Consider the following 19,277-nt stretch of genomic DNA (forward strand, 5'->3'; position numbering starts at 1 on the left):
AGGGGCGAATTCATTCGCCAAGGGCTGCACAGCAGCCCCGATCGGCTCCAGGGAAGGGACAGGACTGCGTCCTGCTTGGCGAATGAATTCGCCCCTACATTGTTCAATCGAACCTGGAACCCTGAGCCCCCATGTCCACCGCCATGCCCGACCTGAAACTCCTGCGCATCTTCGCCAGCGTGGTCCGCCACCAGGGCTTTGCCGCCGCGCAGCAGGAGCTGAACCTCTCCACGTCGGCCATCAGCACCTACATGAGTCAGCTGGAAGGGCAGGTGGGCCTGACGCTCTGTCATCGGGGGCGTGGCGGGTTCAGCCTGACCAGCAAGGGCGAGCTGTACTACCAGGAAACCCTGCGTCTGTTAGGCGAGCTGGAGAGCTTCGAACGCTACTCGGCGTCTCTCAAGGGCGAGCTGCGCGGCACGCTGAACCTGGGCGTGCTCGACTCCACCGTGAGCGATCCGGCCTTGCCGCTGGCCGAAGTGATCGGCGCCTACAGCCAGGAACACGCGGCGGTGCACCTGCACCTGTCGGTGATGAGCCCTTATGACTTGCAGCTCGGTGTGCTGGACAACCGGCTCGACCTGGCCATCGGCGCCTTCTCCACGCGGATGAACGGCCTGGTCTACCAGCCGCTCTACCGCGAGCAGCACTGGCTCTACTGCAGTGAACGCCACCCGCTGTACAGCGAACGGCGCATTCCCGCCGAGCTCATCACCCAGCAGCGCATGGTGGGGCGCGGCTACTGGAGCCAGGCAGAACTGGCGCGCCATGGCTTCAAGCACAGTGCGGCGACGGTGGAGTCCATGGAGGCGCAGCTGATTCTCGTGCTGTCCGGCGCCTACATCGGCTACCTGCCTGAGCACTACGCTCAGCCCTGGGTCGAGCAGAAGCGCCTGCGCGGCCTGCTGCCGGCCACCTTCGGCTACCAGGCGCCGTTTTCCATGATCCTGCGCCGGGGGCGGGCCAAGGAGCCCTTGATCCTTACCTTTCGCGATCTGCTGCGCGCCCAGCTGAACCTGCGCTGAGTTTCACGGATTTATTGCGACACGCATCACAATGTTGATGGAGTGACCTTACTTGCCTTGTGGGCATCGAAAGACGCCGTGCTAGAACTTTTTAGAGGGACTAGTGGCATTGCGCCCATTCACAAGGAGTTGTCAGCCATGCGTCAGAATCTGCCCGTGACCGAGCGGGAGCGTACCTTCAGTGCCGATGAAAGGCTGATTTCCACCACGGACCTCAACAGCAAGATCACTTACTGCAACGACGCCTTCGTCGCCATCAGCGGCTTCACCCGCGAAGAGCTGCTTGGCCAGCCCCACAACATTGTTCGCCACCCTGACATGCCGCCACCGGTGTTCGCCCACATGTGGGAGACACTCAAGCAGGGCAAGCCCTGGATGGGGCTGGTGAAAAACCGCTCGAAGAACGGCGATTTCTACTGGGTCAGCGCCTACGTCACGCCCGTCTACGAGGACGGCCGGATGATCGGCTACGAGTCGGTGCGTTCGATCCCCAGCCGCGAGCAGGTGGCCCGTGCCGATGCGCTCTATGCACGGCTGCGGGCCGGCAAGCCGCCGGTGCCCCGGATGGAATACTGGAGCTACGACTTCATGCGTTCCTGGCCGGTGATCCTCGCCACGCTGGTGCTGGTGGGGGGCAACCTGTTCCTGCAGGGCCGGCTGTCGCTGGCGCTGACCCTGGTGACCATGTTCGCCCTCGGCTCCTTCCAGCTCTATCGCGACCGGCAGACCATCTGCCGCACCCTGGCCGAGCACCCCAAGGCCTTCACCAGCGGCCTGGTGGCCCTGACCTACACCGATAGCCGGGGCGCCCAGGCCTTGCTCGACATGGCCATGATCAGCGAGGAAGCACGTTTGCAGACCGCGCTCACGCGTCTGGAGGACGCCGGCGAGAGCGTCAAGCAGCGGGCCGCCGAAGCGGCGCGACTGTCCCGCTCGGAAGCCGAGTTGCTGGAGCAGCAGCGCAGCGAAACGGATCAGTCGGCCACCGCCATCAACGAGATGGCCGCCACCATCCAGGAGGTGTCCCACAACGTCAGCCACACCGCCCATGCCGCCGAGGAGGCTGAACGCCTGGCTCGCCAGGGCAGCGACCTGGCCGGCGAAAGCCTGGGTGCCATGCGCCACATGGCCGAGGCGGTGAGCGAAATCGGCAAGGCCGTGCATGACCTGGCGGAGTCCACCCAGTCCATCGGCAGCGTCGCGGACGTGATCACCGCGATTGCCGAGCAGACCAACCTGCTGGCGCTCAATGCCGCCATCGAAGCAGCGCGGGCCGGCGAACAGGGCCGGGGCTTCGCCGTGGTGGCGGATGAGGTGCGCACCCTCGCATCGCGCACCCGCCAGTCCACCGAGCAGATCCACCAGATCATCGCCTCCCTGCGTTCCGGCGCCGACCGCGCCGTGGCCACTGCCAGCCGTGGCGAAGCCATCTCCCGCGAGAGCGTCGACAGCGTGGAGGCCGTGCGCGAAGCCCTGGAAGGCATCAGCCAGGCGGTGACCCGTATCACCGGTATGAGCCAGCAGATGGCGGCGGCGTCCGAGCAGCAGAGCCATGTGGCCGAGGACATCAGCCGGCAGATCACCCGCATCGCCCAGCTCTCCGACCACAGCGCCGGCCAGGCCCAGGAAGGCGCCGCCATCAGTCATGACCTGGAACGCATGGCGGATTACCTGCACAGCCTGGCGGAGCGGTTCAATCGCTGATGCGCCCATTTGTGGGAGCGAATTCATTTGAACTCGGGAAACCACGTCCTGCGGACGTGGTGATGAGTCACCGGCTCTGCCTGTGACGATTCGAGTCAGCGAACCAGCAGGATGCTGCCAGTCCCGTAGGGTGCGCCGCGCGCACCGGGAGACAGACTCGGAGTCGCCACCATCGCCGCGGTGCACATGGCGCACCCTACTGTTGGGCACGGTGGTGGAGATCAGCTGGGTGCTGCGTGTGAGGATGGCCCCCTTATAGGGGGCAAACACAAGTCCACGTTCTACGAACGTGGATCTTTACTCGCGAATGAATTCGCTCCCACAGCCCTGTGGCACACTGCATGCCCCAGGAGACCCCCATGCCCCGTCCGAGTTGCCCACGCTGCCAGCGTCCCGAGAGCCATTGTCTGTGCCCGCTAATTCCGCGTCTGGCGAGCCGCACCCGCGTGCTTCTGCTGCAGCACCCGAGCGAGGTGAATCACGCCCTGAACACTGCACGCCTGGCCGCCCTGGGGCTGGAGAATGCGGAGTTGCGCGTGGGCGAGCGCTTCGACGATCTGGCCGAGACGCTCGCCGATTCCCGCTACCGCGCCTGTTTGCTGTTCCCCGGCGATGATGCCCGCGCCGTGGCGGAGGCGGCCGGCGATGATCCGCGCCCGCTGTTGCTGGTGGTGCCTGACGGCACCTGGCGCAAGGCGCGCAAGTTGCTCTACCTCAACCCCGAACTCGAGGCGTTGCCACGGCTGGCGCTGCCCGAGGGGCTGACTTCCCGTTACCGCTTGCGCAAGGCGCCCATGGCCGGCGCGCTGTCCACCCTCGAAGCCATCGCCGCCGCCCTCGACATTCTCGAAGCGCCGAATCGATTCGATGAACTACTACGGCCATTCGAGGCGCTGATCCAGGGGCAGATCGAGGCGATGGGGGAGGAGACGTTCAGGCGCAATCATGGGGAATAACGACAAGGGGCGGCATGCTTTTTCTGTGGGAGCGAATTCATTCGCGAAGGGCCGCATCGCGAATGAATTCGCTCCCACAAGCAGAAGTAGACCTCAGGTTGTAGGGTGGATGACGCTCTTTTCATCCACCATCGGCGTCAGGCCGGGCTCCGAATGGTGGAAATGAAAAGCGATTTCCACCCTACGGGACGGAGTTGCTTTAGCGCTCCCGCATCGCCTCCTGCCGGGCTTTCAACACCGGCTTGAGCAGGTAGTCCAGCACGCTCTTCTGGCCGGTGATGATGTCCACGGTCGCGACCATGCCGGGGATGATCAACAGCGGGTGGTCGTCCTTGCCCAGGTGGTTCTTCTCGGTCCGCACCTGGATCAGGTAGAAGCTCTTGCCTTCCTCGTCCGTGATGGTGTCGGCGCTGATGAGTTCCAGGTCGGCCTTGAGGCCGCCGTAGATGGTGTAGTCATAGGCGGTGAACTTGACCATCGCCTTCTGCCCCGGATGGAGGAAGGCCACATCCTGCGGGCGGATGCGGGCTTCGATCAGCAGGCTGTCTTCCAGCGGCACCACTTCCACCAGGTCACTGCCGGGCTGGACCACGCCGCCGATGGTGTTGACCTTGAGCTGCTTGATTACCCCATGTACCGGCGAGACCACCGTGGTGCGGCTGACGCGGTCGTCGATGGCCTTGCCGCTGGAGGTGATCTTCGACAGTTCGGTGCGCGCCTCGTTGAGTTCCTTGATGGCGTCGGAGCGGAATGACAGCCGGCTTTCCTCCATTTTTCGCTCGATCTCCGACATCGCCGATTCGGCGCGCGGGATGGCGAGGTTGGTGGCTTCGAGTTCGCCACGGGTTTCCACGGCGCTGCGTTGCAGACGGAGGATTTCGACCTGGGAAATGGCGCCGGCCTTCACCAACGGCTGGGACATGTTCAGTTCCTGCTGGATCAGTCCCAGGCTGGAGCGGTACTGCCCGCTCTTGGCTCGGAATTCGGCGAGTTCCTGTTTTTTTTGCCGCAGTTGCTCGCTGAGGATGCGCTGCTCGCTGTCCAGGCGCTGGGCGCGGGCGTGGTACAGCGAGAGTTCGTCCTCGGCCAGTTGTGGCGCTTCGCGGGTGATCTCCTCGGGCAGTGTCATCTCGCGGCCTTCGGCCTCGGCGGAAAGGCGTTCGACGCGCGCAGCCAGGGCCAGTCGATCAGCCTCGCTCTCGCCCTTGTTCGAGCGGAAACGGGTGTCGTCCAGACGCAGCAGCACCGCGCCCTTGTCCACCACCAGGCCCTCACGGACGAGGATTTCCGAGACGATGCCGCCTTCGAGGTTCTGGATCACCTGGACCTTGCTGGAGGGGATGGCCTTGCCTTCGCCGGTAGTGACTTCCTCCAGCACCGCGAAGTGCGCCCAGACCAATGCCAGCAGCAGCAGGGTGCATGCCACCCAGACGGTGATGCGCGTCCCCCGTGGTGAGTCTTCCAGCAGGGTGCCAGCCACTTCCGGCATGAATTCGGTGTCGGCATCAGCGCGATGGCCGAAGTAGTGGTTGGGCGACTCTGCACTGGCCATGCCGTGCCTCCTCAGGCGTTACCCTGACCGATGCGGCCCTTGCGCAGGGCATCGATGACAGTTTCCTTGGGCCCGTCGGCAACGATCTGGCCGTTGTCCAGCACCACCAGGCGGTCCACCAGGGCCAGCATCGAGCTGCGGTGAGTGATGAGGATCAGCGTCTTGCCGGCCGACCAGGTGGCGAGGCGTTGGCGCAGTTGTTCTTCGCTGCTGTTGTCCATGGCGCTGGTGGGCTCGTCGAGTACTAGCAGCGGCGGCGCCAGCAGCAGTGCGCGGGCCAGCAGCACGGTCTGGCGCTGGCCGCTGGAAAGCAGTTGGCCGCGCTCGCCCACTGGCCGGTCGTAGCCTTGCGGGTGCTGGCGGGCCAGGTCGGCAACGCCGGTCATTTCGGCCACTTCGAGCATGCGTTCGTCGCTGACGTAGCGTGCCCCCAGGGTCAGGTTGTCACGCAGGCTGCCCGCCAGCAGTGGCAGGTCATGGCTGACGTAGCCGATCTGCTGACGCAGGTCGCCGATGTCGGTCTGGCGCAGGTCGATGCCATCCAGCAGCAGCTGGCCTTCGTCCGGGGTGTAGAAACCGAGGATCAGTCGCGCCAGGGTGCTCTTGCCGGAGCCGCTGCGACCGATGATGCCGACGCGTTCGCCGGCGGCCAGGCGCAGGCTGACCTTGCTCAGCGCCGCCGTGGTTTGTCCAGGGTAGCGGAACTCCACCTGGCAAATGTCCAGGTTGCCCTTGAACGACTGGTGTTCCAGCGGCTGTTGTCCGGTTTCGCGCTCCTGGGGCAGCGTCATCAGCGCGTCGGTGGACTTCATGGTCAGCCGCGCCTGCTGGTAGCGGGTGATCAGCCCGGCAATCTGGCCAAGGGGCGAGAGCACCCGGCTGTTGAGCATGTAGCAGGCCACCAGGGCACCAACGCTGAGGTTGCCGGCGATGATGCTGTAGACGCCACTGACGATCATCGCCAGGCCAGCGAATTGCTGCATGAACAGGGTGCCGTTGGTGGCCAGTGCGCAGAGGAAGCGGGAGTGGCTGTCGAGGCGGGCGAGGGCGCCGTGGGTGTGCTCCCAGCGATGCTGGCGTTCGCTCTCCGCGCCGCAGGCCTTGAGGGTTTCCAGGCCGGACAGGGTTTCGATCAGCAGCGCCTGGCGTTCGGCGCCCAGGGTCAGGCTGCGCTGCACCGTGTCACGCAGGCGTGCCTGGATGATCCAGGCGAAGATCGCGGTCAGGGGGAAGGCGAGGATCGGGATCACCACCAGCGGGCCGCCAAGCAGGCCGATCACCAGCAGCATCAACACCGAGAAGGGCAGGTCGATGAGGCTGGTCAGGGTGACGGCGGTGAGGAATTCACGCAGGCCCTGGAAGTCATGGATGCTCTGGGCGAATCCGCCGATGGTGGCGGGCCGCGCCTTCAGCGCCATACCGGTGATGCGCTCGAAGAGGGTGGCGGACAGTACGACGTCGGTCTTCTTCCCCGCGTTGTCCAGCAGGTTGGCGCGCAGCACCCGCAACAGCAGGTCGAAGCCGGTGCCGATGAGCAGGCCGATGGTGAGCACCCAGAGCGTCGATGTGGCCTGGTTGGGGACCACACGGTCGTAGGTCTGCATCACGAACAGCGGGACCATCATGCCCAGCAGGTTGATCAACAGGCTGGCCAGCATGGCATCGGCGTAGAGCCAGCGAGACAGCTTGAGGGTGTCGCGGAACCAGGATGTCACCCTTGGCACCAGCGGGGTGCGGGCCTCTTCCAGCTCATGGCGCGGACGGGCGAACAGCGCCTGGCCGCTGTACTCCAGGGCCAGTATGTCGCGCGGAACCCATTGCTCGCCGCCGTCGGCTTCGCAGGGCAGGAGCAGCACGCGGCCCTTGTCGTCGAAACGGGTCAGCACCGCACTGCGGCCCCCTTTCAGGATCAGCAGCAAGGGCAGGTTGAGCGGTGAGATGGCGTCCAGTTCGCGTCGAAGCAGTCGGCCCTGCAAGCCCGCGCGTGCCGCCGCGCGGGGCAGCAGTTCGGCCGACAGGCGCTGGCCCGGCAGTGGCAGGCCGCTGCTCAGGCTGGCGCGGCTGGCGGTGCGGCCATGCAGTCGGCAGAGGATCAACAGGCCATCGAGCAGCGGGTCGTCATGACCCTGCCGCGGGTCTCTCGGGCTGTCAGTCCGTTCCATGGTGGTCATGATCCTGAACTCCCACGCGGGCTCACTTCATCTCCGGCAACCGAGCTTCGCTCTTCACCTCGGTGAGCGCGACGGCCTCGGCCGGAACCACGACGTTCTGACGCCGCAGCAGGTCGCCCATGGCCGAGATCACCCGGTACATGGAGAACTCCTCGACGTAGCGCACTTCCACGTAGCGGCGGTTGGCGGTGAAGAGTTCGTTCTCGCTGTCGAGCAGGTCCAGGAGGGTGCGTTGACCGAGGCCGAACTGCTGCTGGTAGGCCTCGCGGACGCGGGCCGTGTAGTCGGCGTAGGAGCGCGCTTCGGGTGTCTGCTTGCGGGCGTTCTCCATGGCGTTCCAGGCCAGGGAGAGGTTCTCGTTGAGCACCCGCAGGGCGTTGTTGCGGATGTCCATGGACTGGTTGATCTGGTGCGCGGCCGCTTGCAGCCGGGACTTGTCGCGCATGCCGTTGAACAGGTTGTAATTCATCACCACGCCGGCTCGCCAGGTGTTGTAGTGCCCCTCGTCACCCTGCACGTTGTCGTCGGCGGTGGTGGCCAGTTCGGCATCGAGGCGCGGATAGAACGGTGCCTTGGCCGATTCGTACTGGCTCTCGGCGGCATTTACGTCGGCTTGCGCGGACTTGAGCAGGGGATTGCTGTCCATCACGCCCTGGCGCGCCGCCATCAGGTCGGCAGGCATCTCGCCCTTGATCGTCCCGGGCTCGGTCAGCTCGTCGGCCGGCATGCCAACGGCGCTGTAGAAGTTGGCTTGTGCGTCGGCCAGGTTCACTTCCTCGGTGTAAAGGTTGTTCCGGGCCAGGGCCAGGCGGGCTTCGGCCTGGTCGAAGTCGGCGGTGCTGCCGACGCCGCGCTCGCTGCGCAGGCCGATCTGGTCGTGGATGCGTTCGTGGGCCATCAGGTTGTTCTTGGCCAGGGTCACCATCTCACGCCGCTTGAGCACCTCCAGGTACACCTCGACGGTGCGCAGCGCCAGGCTTTCGGCCGTACCGAGAGTGAAGTAGGCGCGGGAGTTGACCACTGATTTGGTGCGTTCCACCTCGTTGGGGGTGTTGAAGCCGTCGAAGAGCATCTGCCTCAGGCGCAGCTCGGCATCACGGAAATTCAGGGTTTCCTTGTTGTGATCGCCAAGGGCGCGTGTCGAAGGGCTGTCGGTCTGCTCGCGCCCTACGCCGGTTATCAGGTCGACAGTCGGTAGGTACCCACCTTTGGCGACTTTCGCCTCTTCGTCGGCGACCAATCGATTCTGGGCGCTGGCCAGGAGTTCGGGATGTTTGTCCAGGGTGCTCTGGATGGCGTCCGTAAGCGTCATGGCCTGGATCTGCGTGGCTGCCATGGCCAGCAGGATGCTGGAGCACAAGGGAGTGAGCGTGCGCATTTCTTGTCGGTCTCCTTGTCAAAACTTCGCTTCCTGGCGCCGTAAAGTTGGCGAAAATCCATGGCAAACCGTTTCAGGCTTGTAACATCAGAGATAAGAACAACTTCTTTGCTTGGCTAAGAAATATTTCTCACAAGGGTTAGCAGGAAAAATTCTTATGCATTCGTCGGAATTCCAAGACATCTTTTGGCCAGCAGATGGCGTTTTTTGGGACTTCCAGTGCCCTCGCGCCAAAGCTGAGCGTGGTCAGGCACAAATCAAGAAACTCAGGGCGGGGTTGAACCGACGGAAATGCACAGCGTCGGACTGCGTGACGTTTTATTGACATTGCGTGGTTTCTTTCTGGCGTTGTCGTCTTCCTCTGATGCTTCTTCGCGTACCCGGTAGTTCGGTATGGACGTGCTGTGACCCTCATTGACTGGGTTCGGCGCTGTCCGTCTGGCAGCACGCGGTGCGGGAGGAAGGAATCATGGCTGGATCAATCGGGGTCGTTCGGCAGGTCGTGGGCGAGGTCTTTGCGGTGGCGGCGGACGGTTCGCGCCGTGCGCTCACTGAAGGCGACCGAGTATTCGCTGGGGAGCAACTGGTCACCGGCGCTTTGGGCGCCGTGGCAGTGACCCTGGCCAACGGCCAGGAACTGGTGCTCGGTCGCGACAGCAGCATGCCGCTGAACAACGCGTTGCTGGCCGGTGCCCCGGATGCCACTCAGCCCGGCACCGACAACACACCGGCAGCACCCAGCCAGCAGGACCTCACCGACGTCGAGAAGCTGCAGGCCGCCATCGAAGCGGGCGTTGACCCGACCCAGGCCGCCGAGGCTACTGCGGCCGGTCCCGGCGGCGGCGCGGGTGGGGGCAAGGCGGGGGGTGGCCATTCCTTCGTGCTGCTGGGAGAGACCGCTGGCAGGGTCGACCCCGACATCGGTTTCCCCACTGGTCCCATATTCTTCGCCGTGGACTTCCCGCAACCGGAAACCGGCATTCCCGATATCCCGCTGGCGGCTCCCGTAGAGGTGCCGGTCAATGGTGTGCCCACTGCCGTGGATGACACCCAGACCGTCAGCGAAGGTCAGGAAGGCGTGCAGGGCAACGTGCTGGACAACGACGACGGTGGTCTGGACCTGCCCACGACCTTCGTATCCTGGCAGGCTCCCGGCGCCAGCAGTGGCCCCGGCGGCAGTCTGCTGCTGAGCACCCCCTATGGCGTGGTGACCCTGAACCCGGACGGCAGCTACAGTTTCTTGCTGGCCAATGGCACGGCTGCGGTGGAGGGGCTCGCACAAGGGCAGAGCGTCAACGTCAGCATTGGGTACGGGATCCAGGACAGCAACGGCGACCGGAGCTCGGCTACCCTGACCCTCACCATCACCGGCAGCAATGACATCCCCACGGTGGAGGTGAGCTTCCCGGCTGCCGAGGGCGGCCTGGCCCAGGTGTTCGAGCGTGGCCTTGCGGGCGGCAGCAGCGCCGGCGATGGCAGTACCGTGGCCAATGGCACCTTCACCGTTGCCGATCCGGACGGCCTGGCCAACCTGAAATCCCTCAGCGTCGGCAGCCTGACGCTGGACCTGACCAGCAGCGGCTTCGCCAGCCTGGTGGGGCAGAGCTTCACCACGGCCCATGGCACGGTGCAGATCACCGGCTACAGCAATGGCAGCTACAGCTTCAGCTACACCCTGACGTCGGCGACCACCGATGCCGCTGGTCCGGAGACGGACGGCTTCCTTATTAATGTGGGCGATGGCCTGGCGACTGCCTCGGCCAGTGTGACCATCGAAATCGTCGACGATGTACCCACCGCCAACCCGGACAGCCGCAGCCTGACCGAGAACGGTGTGCCGTCGAGCCTGTCCGGCAACGTGCTGGGCAACGACGTGGGCGGCGCCGACCAGCCGAAGGCCTTTACCAGCTGGAACGGTGTGGCCGGTGCCACGCCGGGCGATAACGGCAGCCTGCTGGTGAACACCCCTTATGGCCTGGTCACCCTGAACGCCGACGGCAGCTACAGCTTTGCGCTGGCCAATGGCTCGGCGGCGGTGGAGGGGCTGGATCAGGGTGAGCAGGTGATCCTGCAGTACGCCTATTCCATGCGGGATGCCGACAACGACCCGAGCAACTCGACGCTGACCTTCACTATCACGGGAAGCAACGACATCCCCACGGTGGACGTCAGTTCCCCGGATGCCCAGGGCGAGATGGCCAAGGTCTACGAGAAGGGCCTGCTGGATGGCTCCAGCGCCGGGGACGGCAGTACGGTCACCACGGGCAGCTTCACCGTTGCCGATCCGGACGGCCTGGCCAACCTGAAATCCCTCAGCGTCGGCAGCCTGACGCTGGACCTGACCAGCAGCGGCTTCGCCAGCCTGGTGGGGCAGAGCTTCACCACGGCCCATGGCACGGTGCAGATCACCGGCTACAGCAATGGCAGCTACAGCTTCAGCTACACCCTGACCGAATCGACCACCGACGCTGCGGGTCCTGAAACGGATGGCTTCCAGATCACTGTGGACGATGGCCTGGCTTCCGTCTCGGCTACCGCGACCATCGAGATCGTCGACGACCTGCCGAGGGCGAAGCCTGACAGTGCCTCGGTCGATGAGGGTGGCAGCGTCAACGGCAATGTGGTCAGTGGCGCCGGTTTGGGCTCGGTGACGGATGTGTTCGGTGCTGATGGGCGCCCATCGCCGACCACGGGTGTGGTGGGTGTACGTACAGGTGGTGACACCTTGATTCCGGCTTCCGGGAATGTGGGCATGCCCATCGATACAAGCTTGGGCACCCTGGTGCTGTACGCCGACGGCAGCTACAGCTACACCAGCCATGCCAACACGGTAGGCGAGGCCGGCGCTGTCGACACCTTCACCTACACCATCGTCGATGCCGATGGTGATCCCAGCACCACGACTCTGACCATCAACGTGTCCCACTACACCGTGGTGGGCAGTGTGCAGGCAGGCTCGGATCAGGATGTGCGTGAAGCCGCTCTGAGCTTTGGCAGCGCGCCGTCGAGCAACGATGAGTTCGCCAGCGGCACCCTGGTGGGCAGTGGCGGCAGCGGGCCCTACAGCTTCAGCCTGGGGGCCGGGGCGGGCAACGGCCAATACGGTCAACTGGTGGTCAACAGCAGTGGCTCCTACACCTACACGCTGGTTTCCGCGCCCAAGGTCAATCCCGGCGATAACGGCAACAACCTGCAGTTCACCGAGACCTTCACCTTCCAGGTAACCGACGCCAACGGCAATACCGGCACCGGCATCCTGACCGTCAGCATCATCGACGATGTGCCTGACATCAGCGTGAAGGGGCTGGGCGCCTTGGGCGTGCAGGTGGACGAGACCAGCCTGGACCTCAATGCCAGCACCAGCTTCGCCGGCGCCTTCACGGCAGTGTTCGGTGCCGACGGCGCGGCCGTCAGCAATGCCATCACCTACAGTCTGGGTGTGAAATCGCCGGGCGTGGACAGCGGCCTGCGGGACACCGCGACCGGCAACAGCATCCTGCTGTCCAAGGTCGGTTCGGACATCGTCGGCTTGGTCAGCGGCGGAGGACAGGTTGCCTTCCGCCTGAGCGTTGCTGCCGATGGCACGGTGACCCTGGACCAGCAGCGGGCAATCATTCACTCGCCTGACAGCGGCACTGACCAGGTTGCTGGCCTGTCCAGTGCCGACCTGATCACCCTGAGCGCCACTATTACCGATGGCGACGGCGACAAGGACAGTGCGACCCTTAACCTGGGCAATGCGATCAGCTTCCGCGACGACGCGCCAACGGTGACCACCAATCTGCTGGTGCAGTTGGATGACGATGCCCTGCCGGGTGGCATTCCAAATGGCTCGGGCGATGACTCGGATTCGGCGAATGTCACCGGCACTGTCGGATTCGGCTTTGGCGCGGACGGCCCAGGCGATGTCCAGTGGCTGACCACTGGGGCTCCAGACGGCTTCTCCTACGTTAAGTCCGGCAGCACCCTGTTGATCAAGCAGGGCACCACCACGGTCATCGAGGTGACCCTGAACAGCGCGAACGGCGCCTACAGCGTCAGCCAGATCGCGCCGATCCAGCATGCGCTGGCAAACCAGGAGAACGACCAGTCGTTCACCCTGACCTACAAGGTCACGGACAAGGACGGCGACGCCACCAACGGTACGCTGGATATCAAGGTCGATGACGATACGCCGCAGGCGAAGAATGACGGTGCCGATGTGGCGGAAGGCAGTGGCCAGGACTTCAACGTGGTGTTCGTGCTGGACTTCAGCGGCAGCATCGATAACAGCGAGCTGAACACGATGCTCAACGCGGTACGCAATGCCGGGCAGACACTGTTCAACACGACAGACGGCGACGTGCGTATCCAGCTGGTGGCGTTCTCCGGTACCGCCCGTTCCTACCCGGCGGTGACCGATGTCACCGCGTTCACCAACCTGGTGAACAGTCTCAACCCACAGGAAGGTGGTGCGCGTCCGTTCTCCGGCAACACGGATTTCACCGCTGGCATTCAGCAGACGATGGCGGTCTACACGCCCATCTCGGGCTGGAGCAACCAGGTCTTCTTCATCAGTGATGGCAACCCGAACGAGCAGACCGGACCGGGCGGCACGTCGCTGACCGCGACGGTGGCGAGTCAGTGGAACAGCTTTGTCGATAACAACGGCATCAACGTCACGACCATCGGCGTGGGCAACGGTATCAACACCGCGCGACTGCAGGATGTGGACGTCGATGGTTCCGGCACTCCCATCATGGTCAGCGCCTTCGCGGACCTGGTCGAAACCCTGGCCAGCCAGATCGTCGGTGGGGTGGTGTCCGGCAATGTGTTGCTGGGCAGCGACAATGCGATTGGCGGTGGTGACGATGATGCGTTTGGCGCCGATGGTGCAGGCCGCATCCTGTCTATCCAGATCGGCACTACCACCTACATCTGGAATGGTGCCGGCACCATCAGCCTGAGCACGGGCGGCAGCCTTTCCGGCAGCCTGCTGAGTGCGATCACCACACCCGGTGGCGGCAAGCTGACTTTCGATTTCACCACGGGCGCCTGGACCTATATCGCACCGAAGAATGTGGCTGCCGACACCAGCGAGAGTTTCACCTACAGCATCATCGACAAGGACGGCGACCCGTCGAGCGCCTCGCTGACGGTGAGAATCGAAGACGCCTCGCCGGTGATCGGCCGGGTGGACGAAGATGAACTGCCCAGTGGCATCACCGACGGCGACGCCCACTCCACCGTGGTGACCGGCAATCTCGGCGAGCTGCTGGTGGGCACGCCGGCAGGGGCCCAGTTCGGCGTGGCCGCCACGCCCCTGGCAATGCCCGTGCTGACCTCCGATGGGGTTGCTATCACCTACTCTCGAGTGGGTAACACCCTGTTCGCCAAGGCCGGCGCCGATACGGTCTTCACGTTGCAAGTGCAAAGCAACGGCACGTACACCTTCACCCTGCTGGGGGCGCTGGATCATCCCAATGGCGCGGGCGGTGACGAGCAGATTCTCACCTTGAACCTGACCGGAGCCCTGCAGGCCAGCAATGGCTCGGGCAACCTGCCGCTGGCGGGCGATCTGTTGATCCAGGTGGAAGACGATATTCCGGCAATCCTTGCCACCTCCAACCTGGTCTACTCCAACGGCAGCAATCCCGAAGGCGCGTCCGGGATCTTCGCGTACAGCACCGGTGGCGACACTCGCGGCAGCGGGCCATTCTCGGCCACGGATTCGGATTTCACGTCCATCAACCTCAGTGGTACGGTCGGCGGCACTGCCATTTCGTCGACATCCGTGACCTGGGCGTCTGAAACCTCTACGACCGCGACTTTCGATATCAGCTTCCGCTATGCCCCCAATCCGGCCACGCCGGGAACGCTCGACGATGCGACCGGCACCCTGGTGTTCGACAAGGCCAATGGCACCTACACGGTCTCGTTGGACGAACCCATCCAGGGCTTCACCATCTTCAAGACCAGCACCTCGATCAGCATTACCGGCTATGAGTTGAACAGCACTCAGCCGGACACCAGCCAGCCGGCGGTATCCGTGGTGGAACTGGCCAACGATTTCTTCGTGCAGTACACCAGCTATGCCGAGCCCGGTGGCGGTACAGACAGCAACAATCTGCGCGCTGGCACCAGCAGTACCTCGGTCTTCACCAATGGCGAGCTGTTCAGCCAGGACGCTTCCTGGGTCAGCGTGAGCAATTTGGCCAATGGCGTGGGTGGCGATACGCTGGGCCAAGGTGAGGTGCTGGACCTGAATTTCTACACTGCCAATCCCAAGGGGCAGGTCGGCGTCGAGCCGAGCGCCCGCGCCGCCGGGATGTTCCTGAAGTTCGACGGGGTCGGTAATGAAGACTTGGTGGTGGTGCTCAAGCTGATCGGGGCAGGTGGGGCCAAGACCACGCGGGCGCTCGTGGTAAGCAACGGCGACATCATCACCACCAACAGCCTGGCGCTGGCCGCCTACGGCATCATGCTGGACAACAACGACGGCGCCATCGTCATCGAGAACAACGATTTCAATGCGCCCGGCGAGAACTGGCAGATCTACGGCGCACAAATACTCACCAGCGTCGAAGGCATCACCACGTCCAGTGCCATCAACTTCAATTCGGCGCTGGGTAATGCCGGGGCCTCGAACGTGACCAATGGAATCGGCTTCGGGTCCTCGGCAACCGATAACGATGTCCTCAAGGTTTCGGATGTAGGCTTCATTACCGCCGAGCGCGACACGCTGGATGCCGAACTGGACTTCCAGGTGGGCATCAAGGACGCCGACGGCGATACCACCTCAACCCAGGCCCTGCATGTGACCCTGGAGGCGGGGAGTACCTTCGTTGGCACTGCGACCAGTGACGTGATCCAGGGCAGCAGTGGCAACGACCACCTTTCCGGCATGGGCGGCGACGATGTGCTGCTGGGTGGCTTGGGCAACGATGTACTGGACGGCGGAATCGGTAGCGATACCGCGTCCTATGACGGGGCCAGTGCCGGCGTCGCAGTGAATCTCGCGCTGCTCGGCCAGCAGAGCACCGGTGGCGGCGGGCTGGACACCCTGATCGAAATCGAGAACTTGCTGGGTTCGCATTTCAACGATGTCCTGGCGGGCAACAGCGGCAGTAACGTGCTGGCGGGCAATGGCGGCAACGACCAACTGACCGGTGACACGGGTGCAGACACCTTCAAGTGGCTGCTCGGTGACACTGGCACTACCACCATCACTGACTTCAATCCGGGCGTGGACAAGCTGGACCTGTCGCAGTTGCTGACCGGCGAGCACAGCAATGTGGGAAGCCTGGACGACTACCTGACCATGGCCTTCGGCGCCAACACCACTATTACGGTGGACAGCAATGCGGCCACCGCGGGCGGTTCAGGCCAGACCGTGGTGCTGCAGGGCGTGAACCTGATGGCGGTGTATGGCGCGGCGGATACCGCCTCGGTTATCTCGCACATGCTAGATGACGGCTCGTTGAAAGTGGATGTCTGATCACAAGGGAATGTGCCCGCGCCCAATGGCGCGGGCCTGCTTCCGGACTTGAGACAGGACATGACATGATCATCAACCCGTTACCCATGTCTCCCGACAAGCGTTACCCATCTATCCCGGCTGAACACCATGCGCACCGGTTCGGCGTTAGCAGAGGGGCCGTCGTGGCCAAAATACCGCCGGTGCGCGCGGCGCACCCTACAAACTGAACGGTCCGTGCCCTTTCGCGAACGAATTCCCACAGGGCGAGGATTAATTGCATCTCGGTTCGTAGCCCGGATGAAATCCGAGGTGGGTATTCCGCCGTCAGCCTGCTTATCGCCACTCACTCATGCCAAGGGGCCGGCGCGCCGATCAGGCGGCCCATCGCACCCTGGATACCCAGCTCTTTCAGTACATCCAGTTCGCCCTGGGTTTCCACCATCTCCGCGATCAGGGGCAGGTCGATGCTGTTGGTGGCACGGAACAGGGCTTCGATGAACAGGCGTTTGTCGCTTTCCTGGTCGATGGCGCGGACGTAGGTGCCATCGATCTTCAAGTAGGCCAGGCCCAGGTGGGCGAGGTTGCCGATCAGGCTGAAGCGTCCGCCGAAGTGTTGCAGGCCCAGGCTGTAACCCGTCTCACGAATGGCCTGGCAGAGGGCTCCCAGTTCGCTGGCGGGCGGCAGGTGGCGTTCGTCCAGTTCCAGGGTGAGCAAGGGGGCCTGTTGCGGGTGCCCCTTGAGCAGGGCCAGGAGGTGCTCGCGGTGTTCGCTTTCCCGCAGGCTGGCCGTCGACAGGCTGAGGGCGACGGGCGCGGGATGCGCCTGCAGGTGCGTCAGGCAATGTTCCAGCATCGCCAGGTCGAAGCGCGCGGCCCAGCCCAGGCGCTCGATCCAGGGGAGGAACCGGCCGGCGGCCACCGCTTCGCCTTGCGGGTCGAGCAGGCGTGCGAGCACCTTGTGGTGCAGGGCTTCAGTGGGGTTGGCGCAGAGGCTGACCGGTTGGAAATAGAGGCGCAGCTTGCCCTTGTTCAAGGCGTCGTCGAGCCAGCTGCGCCAGTCGTGCAGGCTCTGACCGGGCGCGGCGTCGTAATCGTCCAGGCGTACCCAGGGATGGTCCGGGCTTTGTGCAGCCTGTGTCAGGGCCTGGTCGGCGCGGCCCATTACCTTCTGGATATCCTCCCCAGGCCGGTAGGCGGCGATGCCGAGGAAGGCGACAGGGTTACGGTCGCTGGAGCCGGTGGTGTGCAGGTGCCCAAGCTGGTCGGCGAGTTCGTGGGCGAGCTGTTCGGCGTCTTCACCGGCAAGGCCAGGCGCAAGCAGCGAGAACTCCCCGCCGCGGCTGCGGGAGGCCAGCCAGTCGGCATTGTCGCGACGTTGCAGCAGGCCACCGAGGATTTCCCCCACATCGCGGATCAGGGCATCGGTGCGTTGGCCGCCCAGGCGCTGGTTCAGCCCGCCCAGGTCGTTGATCCGCAGCAGCACGAGGTAGCCGGCGGCATTCTGGTCGTTGGGCACCAACTGGTTGGCCAGGCGGATGTCGAACTGGCGCCGGTTGGCCAGGCCCGTGAGGTTGTCCTGGTAGGCCTCTTCACGCAGGCGCTCACTGCGCGCGGCTTCCTCGGCGAAGAGGTTGCGCAGCTTGTCCACCATCTGGTTCATGGCCAGCACCACACGGCGTAGTTCCGGCGTGCGCGGCACCTTCGGCATGGCGAGGAATTCACGGCGGCTGATGGCTTCGGCCTGCTGCACCATAGTGTCGAGCGGGCGCAACTGGGTGCGCAGGAGCCAGGCACCCACCAGGGCGCTGACCACACCGCAGAGCAGGAGCCAGGCGAGGCTGCCGAGGGCGCTGTCCCACAGTTTGGCCAGGGCGAACTGGGGATGGCTCAGCACTTCCACGCGCGCTGCCTGCTGCCAGCCGCGCATGATCAGGGCATCGCCGCCCTGGGGCTGCAGGTTGACCAGGTGGGCGAACCACTTCGGCACTTGGTCGCTGGTGGTGGTGGCGCGGCGTTCGGCGATCACCCCGCCATCGGGAATACGCACGACGCGAATGCTGGCGAAATAGCCGCTGTCGAAGATGGAGCTGACCATCAGCTCGATCATCGCCGGGTCGTCCACGTGGGGCGTCATCGAAAGGCCCAGTGCGGTGGCGGCGTCCTGGGCATGGGAGCGCAACTGGCTGAGCAGCTGCTCGCGGGAGCTTTCCACGCCCGCGAGGAAGCTGCCGGCGAAGGCCAGCGCCAACAGCAGGCAGATGGCCAGGAACAGTTGCTTGAGTAACGACATGGATTAACCCTCTCCTATGGCGAAGCCTTCGGCTCTCATTTTTTTCAGCAGGTCCTGCCAACGCGACAGCTTCTTGGTGTCACCGGCCCGCTTGGCACCGGTGTACAGACCTTCGGCGTTGAAGGCGTAGACCGGCAGCAGGTCGGTGCGTTGGGAGGCAGGGCGTATCTCGCCGATCAGGTTGTCCAGCACCAGGGGATCGGCAGTCGGGGTCTTGTAAAAGGTGAGCACCATGTGGGCCTGGTTCTGGCGCAGGGCCTTGACGTAGGTGATGCGTAGTTTTTCAGCGGGGACGCCGAGGCGGCGCAGGGTGAAGTACTTGGCGATGGAGTAGTCCTCGCAGTCGCCAGCCCCCTTGACCAGTGCCTCGACCGGTGTGGCCCAGTAGTCGTTGTCGCGCCAGGTGCGGATGTCGTCGGTGAAGCGCAGCTGGTGATTGAAGAAGCGGTTGACCGCGCTGAGCTTCTCGGCTTCAGGCAGGTCGACGCTGGCCTGGATCAGCTCGCTCCAGGCGAGGATGCGCGCCCTGGCCGGGCCCAGGTCGCCGTAGCGCTTCTGGGCGTTCTGCAGGATGAGGTCGAAGTCCCAGTTGGCCAGCACACTGGCCAGGCACAGCAGCAGGCCGGCGAGCAGGCAGCTACCTTGCCATGCCAGCCACGAGGGGTGCCGCAATCCCTTCGCCGCACGCCGTTGCCGCATCAGCTGTCTCTCCGCCCAGGATGCTCAGAGTCTAGGCAGGCCT

General features: G+C 64.3%; 9 protein-coding genes and 1 pseudogene. 5 read left to right on the plus strand and 5 right to left on the minus strand.

Features of this window, described 5'->3' with window-relative positions; genetic code table 11:
• Positions 1–131 precede the first annotated feature (131 nt).
• The 4 genes and pseudogenes from THL1_RS09315 (at position 132) to THL1_RS09325 (ending at position 3,685) form a co-directional block, all read left to right on the plus strand.
• Positions 132–1,025, plus strand: coding sequence for a LysR family transcriptional regulator (locus tag THL1_RS09315; protein WP_069083007.1), 894 nt, complete (start codon positions 132–134; stop codon positions 1,023–1,025).
• A gap of 138 nt (positions 1,026–1,163) precedes the next feature.
• Positions 1,164–1,475 (plus strand): annotated as a pseudogene (locus THL1_RS31300) (PAS domain-containing protein); the annotation flags it as partial.
• Positions 1,476–1,709: 234 nt separating this feature from the next.
• The gene (locus THL1_RS09320; RefSeq protein WP_414703745.1) at positions 1,710–2,729 is read left to right on the plus strand and encodes a methyl-accepting chemotaxis protein; all 1,020 of its coding nucleotides are present in this window, start codon (positions 1,710–1,712) and stop codon (positions 2,727–2,729) included.
• A gap of 359 nt (positions 2,730–3,088) precedes the next feature.
• Positions 3,089–3,685, plus strand: a complete 597-nt coding sequence (locus THL1_RS09325) for a tRNA-uridine aminocarboxypropyltransferase (protein ID WP_069083009.1) — start codon at positions 3,089–3,091, stop codon at positions 3,683–3,685.
• Between the two features lie 199 nt (positions 3,686–3,884).
• On the opposite strand, the gene THL1_RS09330 is transcribed toward THL1_RS09325, so the two are convergent.
• The 3 genes from THL1_RS09330 to THL1_RS09340 are packed head-to-tail and all read right to left on the minus strand — an operon-like array spanning position 3,885 to position 8,786.
• Positions 3,885–5,237 (minus strand): HlyD family type I secretion periplasmic adaptor subunit, encoded by a 1,353-nt coding sequence (locus THL1_RS09330; protein ID WP_069083010.1) that lies wholly within the window; start codon positions 5,235–5,237, stop codon positions 3,885–3,887.
• Between the two features lie 11 nt (positions 5,238–5,248).
• On the minus strand, positions 5,249–7,408 hold the full coding sequence (locus THL1_RS09335; protein ID WP_069083011.1) for a type I secretion system permease/ATPase: 2,160 nt from the start codon (positions 7,406–7,408) through the stop codon (positions 5,249–5,251).
• 22 nt (positions 7,409–7,430) lie between these two features.
• On the minus strand, positions 7,431–8,786 hold the full coding sequence (locus THL1_RS09340) for a TolC family outer membrane protein (protein ID WP_069083012.1): 1,356 nt from the start codon (positions 8,784–8,786) through the stop codon (positions 7,431–7,433).
• A gap of 469 nt (positions 8,787–9,255) precedes the next feature.
• Between THL1_RS09340 and THL1_RS09345 the strand changes: the two genes are divergently transcribed.
• Positions 9,256–16,263, plus strand: coding sequence for a retention module-containing protein (locus tag THL1_RS09345; protein ID WP_069083013.1), 7,008 nt, complete (start codon positions 9,256–9,258; stop codon positions 16,261–16,263).
• Positions 16,264–16,588: 325 nt separating this feature from the next.
• On the opposite strand, the gene lapD is transcribed toward THL1_RS09345, so the two are convergent.
• Both lapD and lapG read right to left on the minus strand, forming a co-directional pair.
• A complete protein-coding gene (gene lapD, locus THL1_RS09350) occupies positions 16,589–18,535 on the minus strand; it encodes a cyclic di-GMP receptor LapD (protein WP_069083014.1) in 1,947 nt (648 codons plus the stop codon).
• Positions 18,536–18,538: 3 nt separating this feature from the next.
• On the minus strand, positions 18,539–19,234 hold the full coding sequence (gene lapG, locus THL1_RS09355) for a cysteine protease LapG (RefSeq protein WP_069083015.1): 696 nt from the start codon (positions 19,232–19,234) through the stop codon (positions 18,539–18,541).
• Between the last annotated feature and the right edge of the window lie 43 nt (positions 19,235–19,277).

This window comes from Pseudomonas sp. TCU-HL1 (assembly GCF_001708505.1).
Classification (GTDB): domain Bacteria; phylum Pseudomonadota; class Gammaproteobacteria; order Pseudomonadales; family Pseudomonadaceae; genus Metapseudomonas.

What these genes read in the sequence shown, in the direction of transcription:
- THL1_RS09315 (WP_069083007.1), top strand. Translation starts at nt 132, where the DNA reads ATGTCCACCGCCATGCCCGACCTGAAACTCCTGCGCATCTTCGCCAGC.
- THL1_RS09335 (WP_069083011.1), bottom strand. Translation starts at nt 7,408, where the DNA reads ATGACCACCATGGAACGGACTGACAGCCCGAGAGACCCGCGGCAGGGT.
- lapD (WP_069083014.1), bottom strand. Translation starts at nt 18,535, where the DNA reads ATGTCGTTACTCAAGCAACTGTTCCTGGCCATCTGCCTGCTGTTGGCG.
- THL1_RS09330 (WP_069083010.1), bottom strand. Translation starts at nt 5,237, where the DNA reads ATGGCCAGTGCAGAGTCGCCCAACCACTACTTCGGCCATCGCGCTGAT.
- THL1_RS09320 (WP_414703745.1), top strand. Translation starts at nt 1,710, where the DNA reads ATGTTCGCCCTCGGCTCCTTCCAGCTCTATCGCGACCGGCAGACCATC.
- lapG (WP_069083015.1), bottom strand. Translation starts at nt 19,234, where the DNA reads ATGCGGCAACGGCGTGCGGCGAAGGGATTGCGGCACCCCTCGTGGCTG.
- THL1_RS09325 (WP_069083009.1), top strand. Translation starts at nt 3,089, where the DNA reads ATGCCCCGTCCGAGTTGCCCACGCTGCCAGCGTCCCGAGAGCCATTGT.
- THL1_RS09345 (WP_069083013.1), top strand. Translation starts at nt 9,256, where the DNA reads ATGGCTGGATCAATCGGGGTCGTTCGGCAGGTCGTGGGCGAGGTCTTT.
- THL1_RS09340 (WP_069083012.1), bottom strand. Translation starts at nt 8,786, where the DNA reads ATGCGCACGCTCACTCCCTTGTGCTCCAGCATCCTGCTGGCCATGGCA.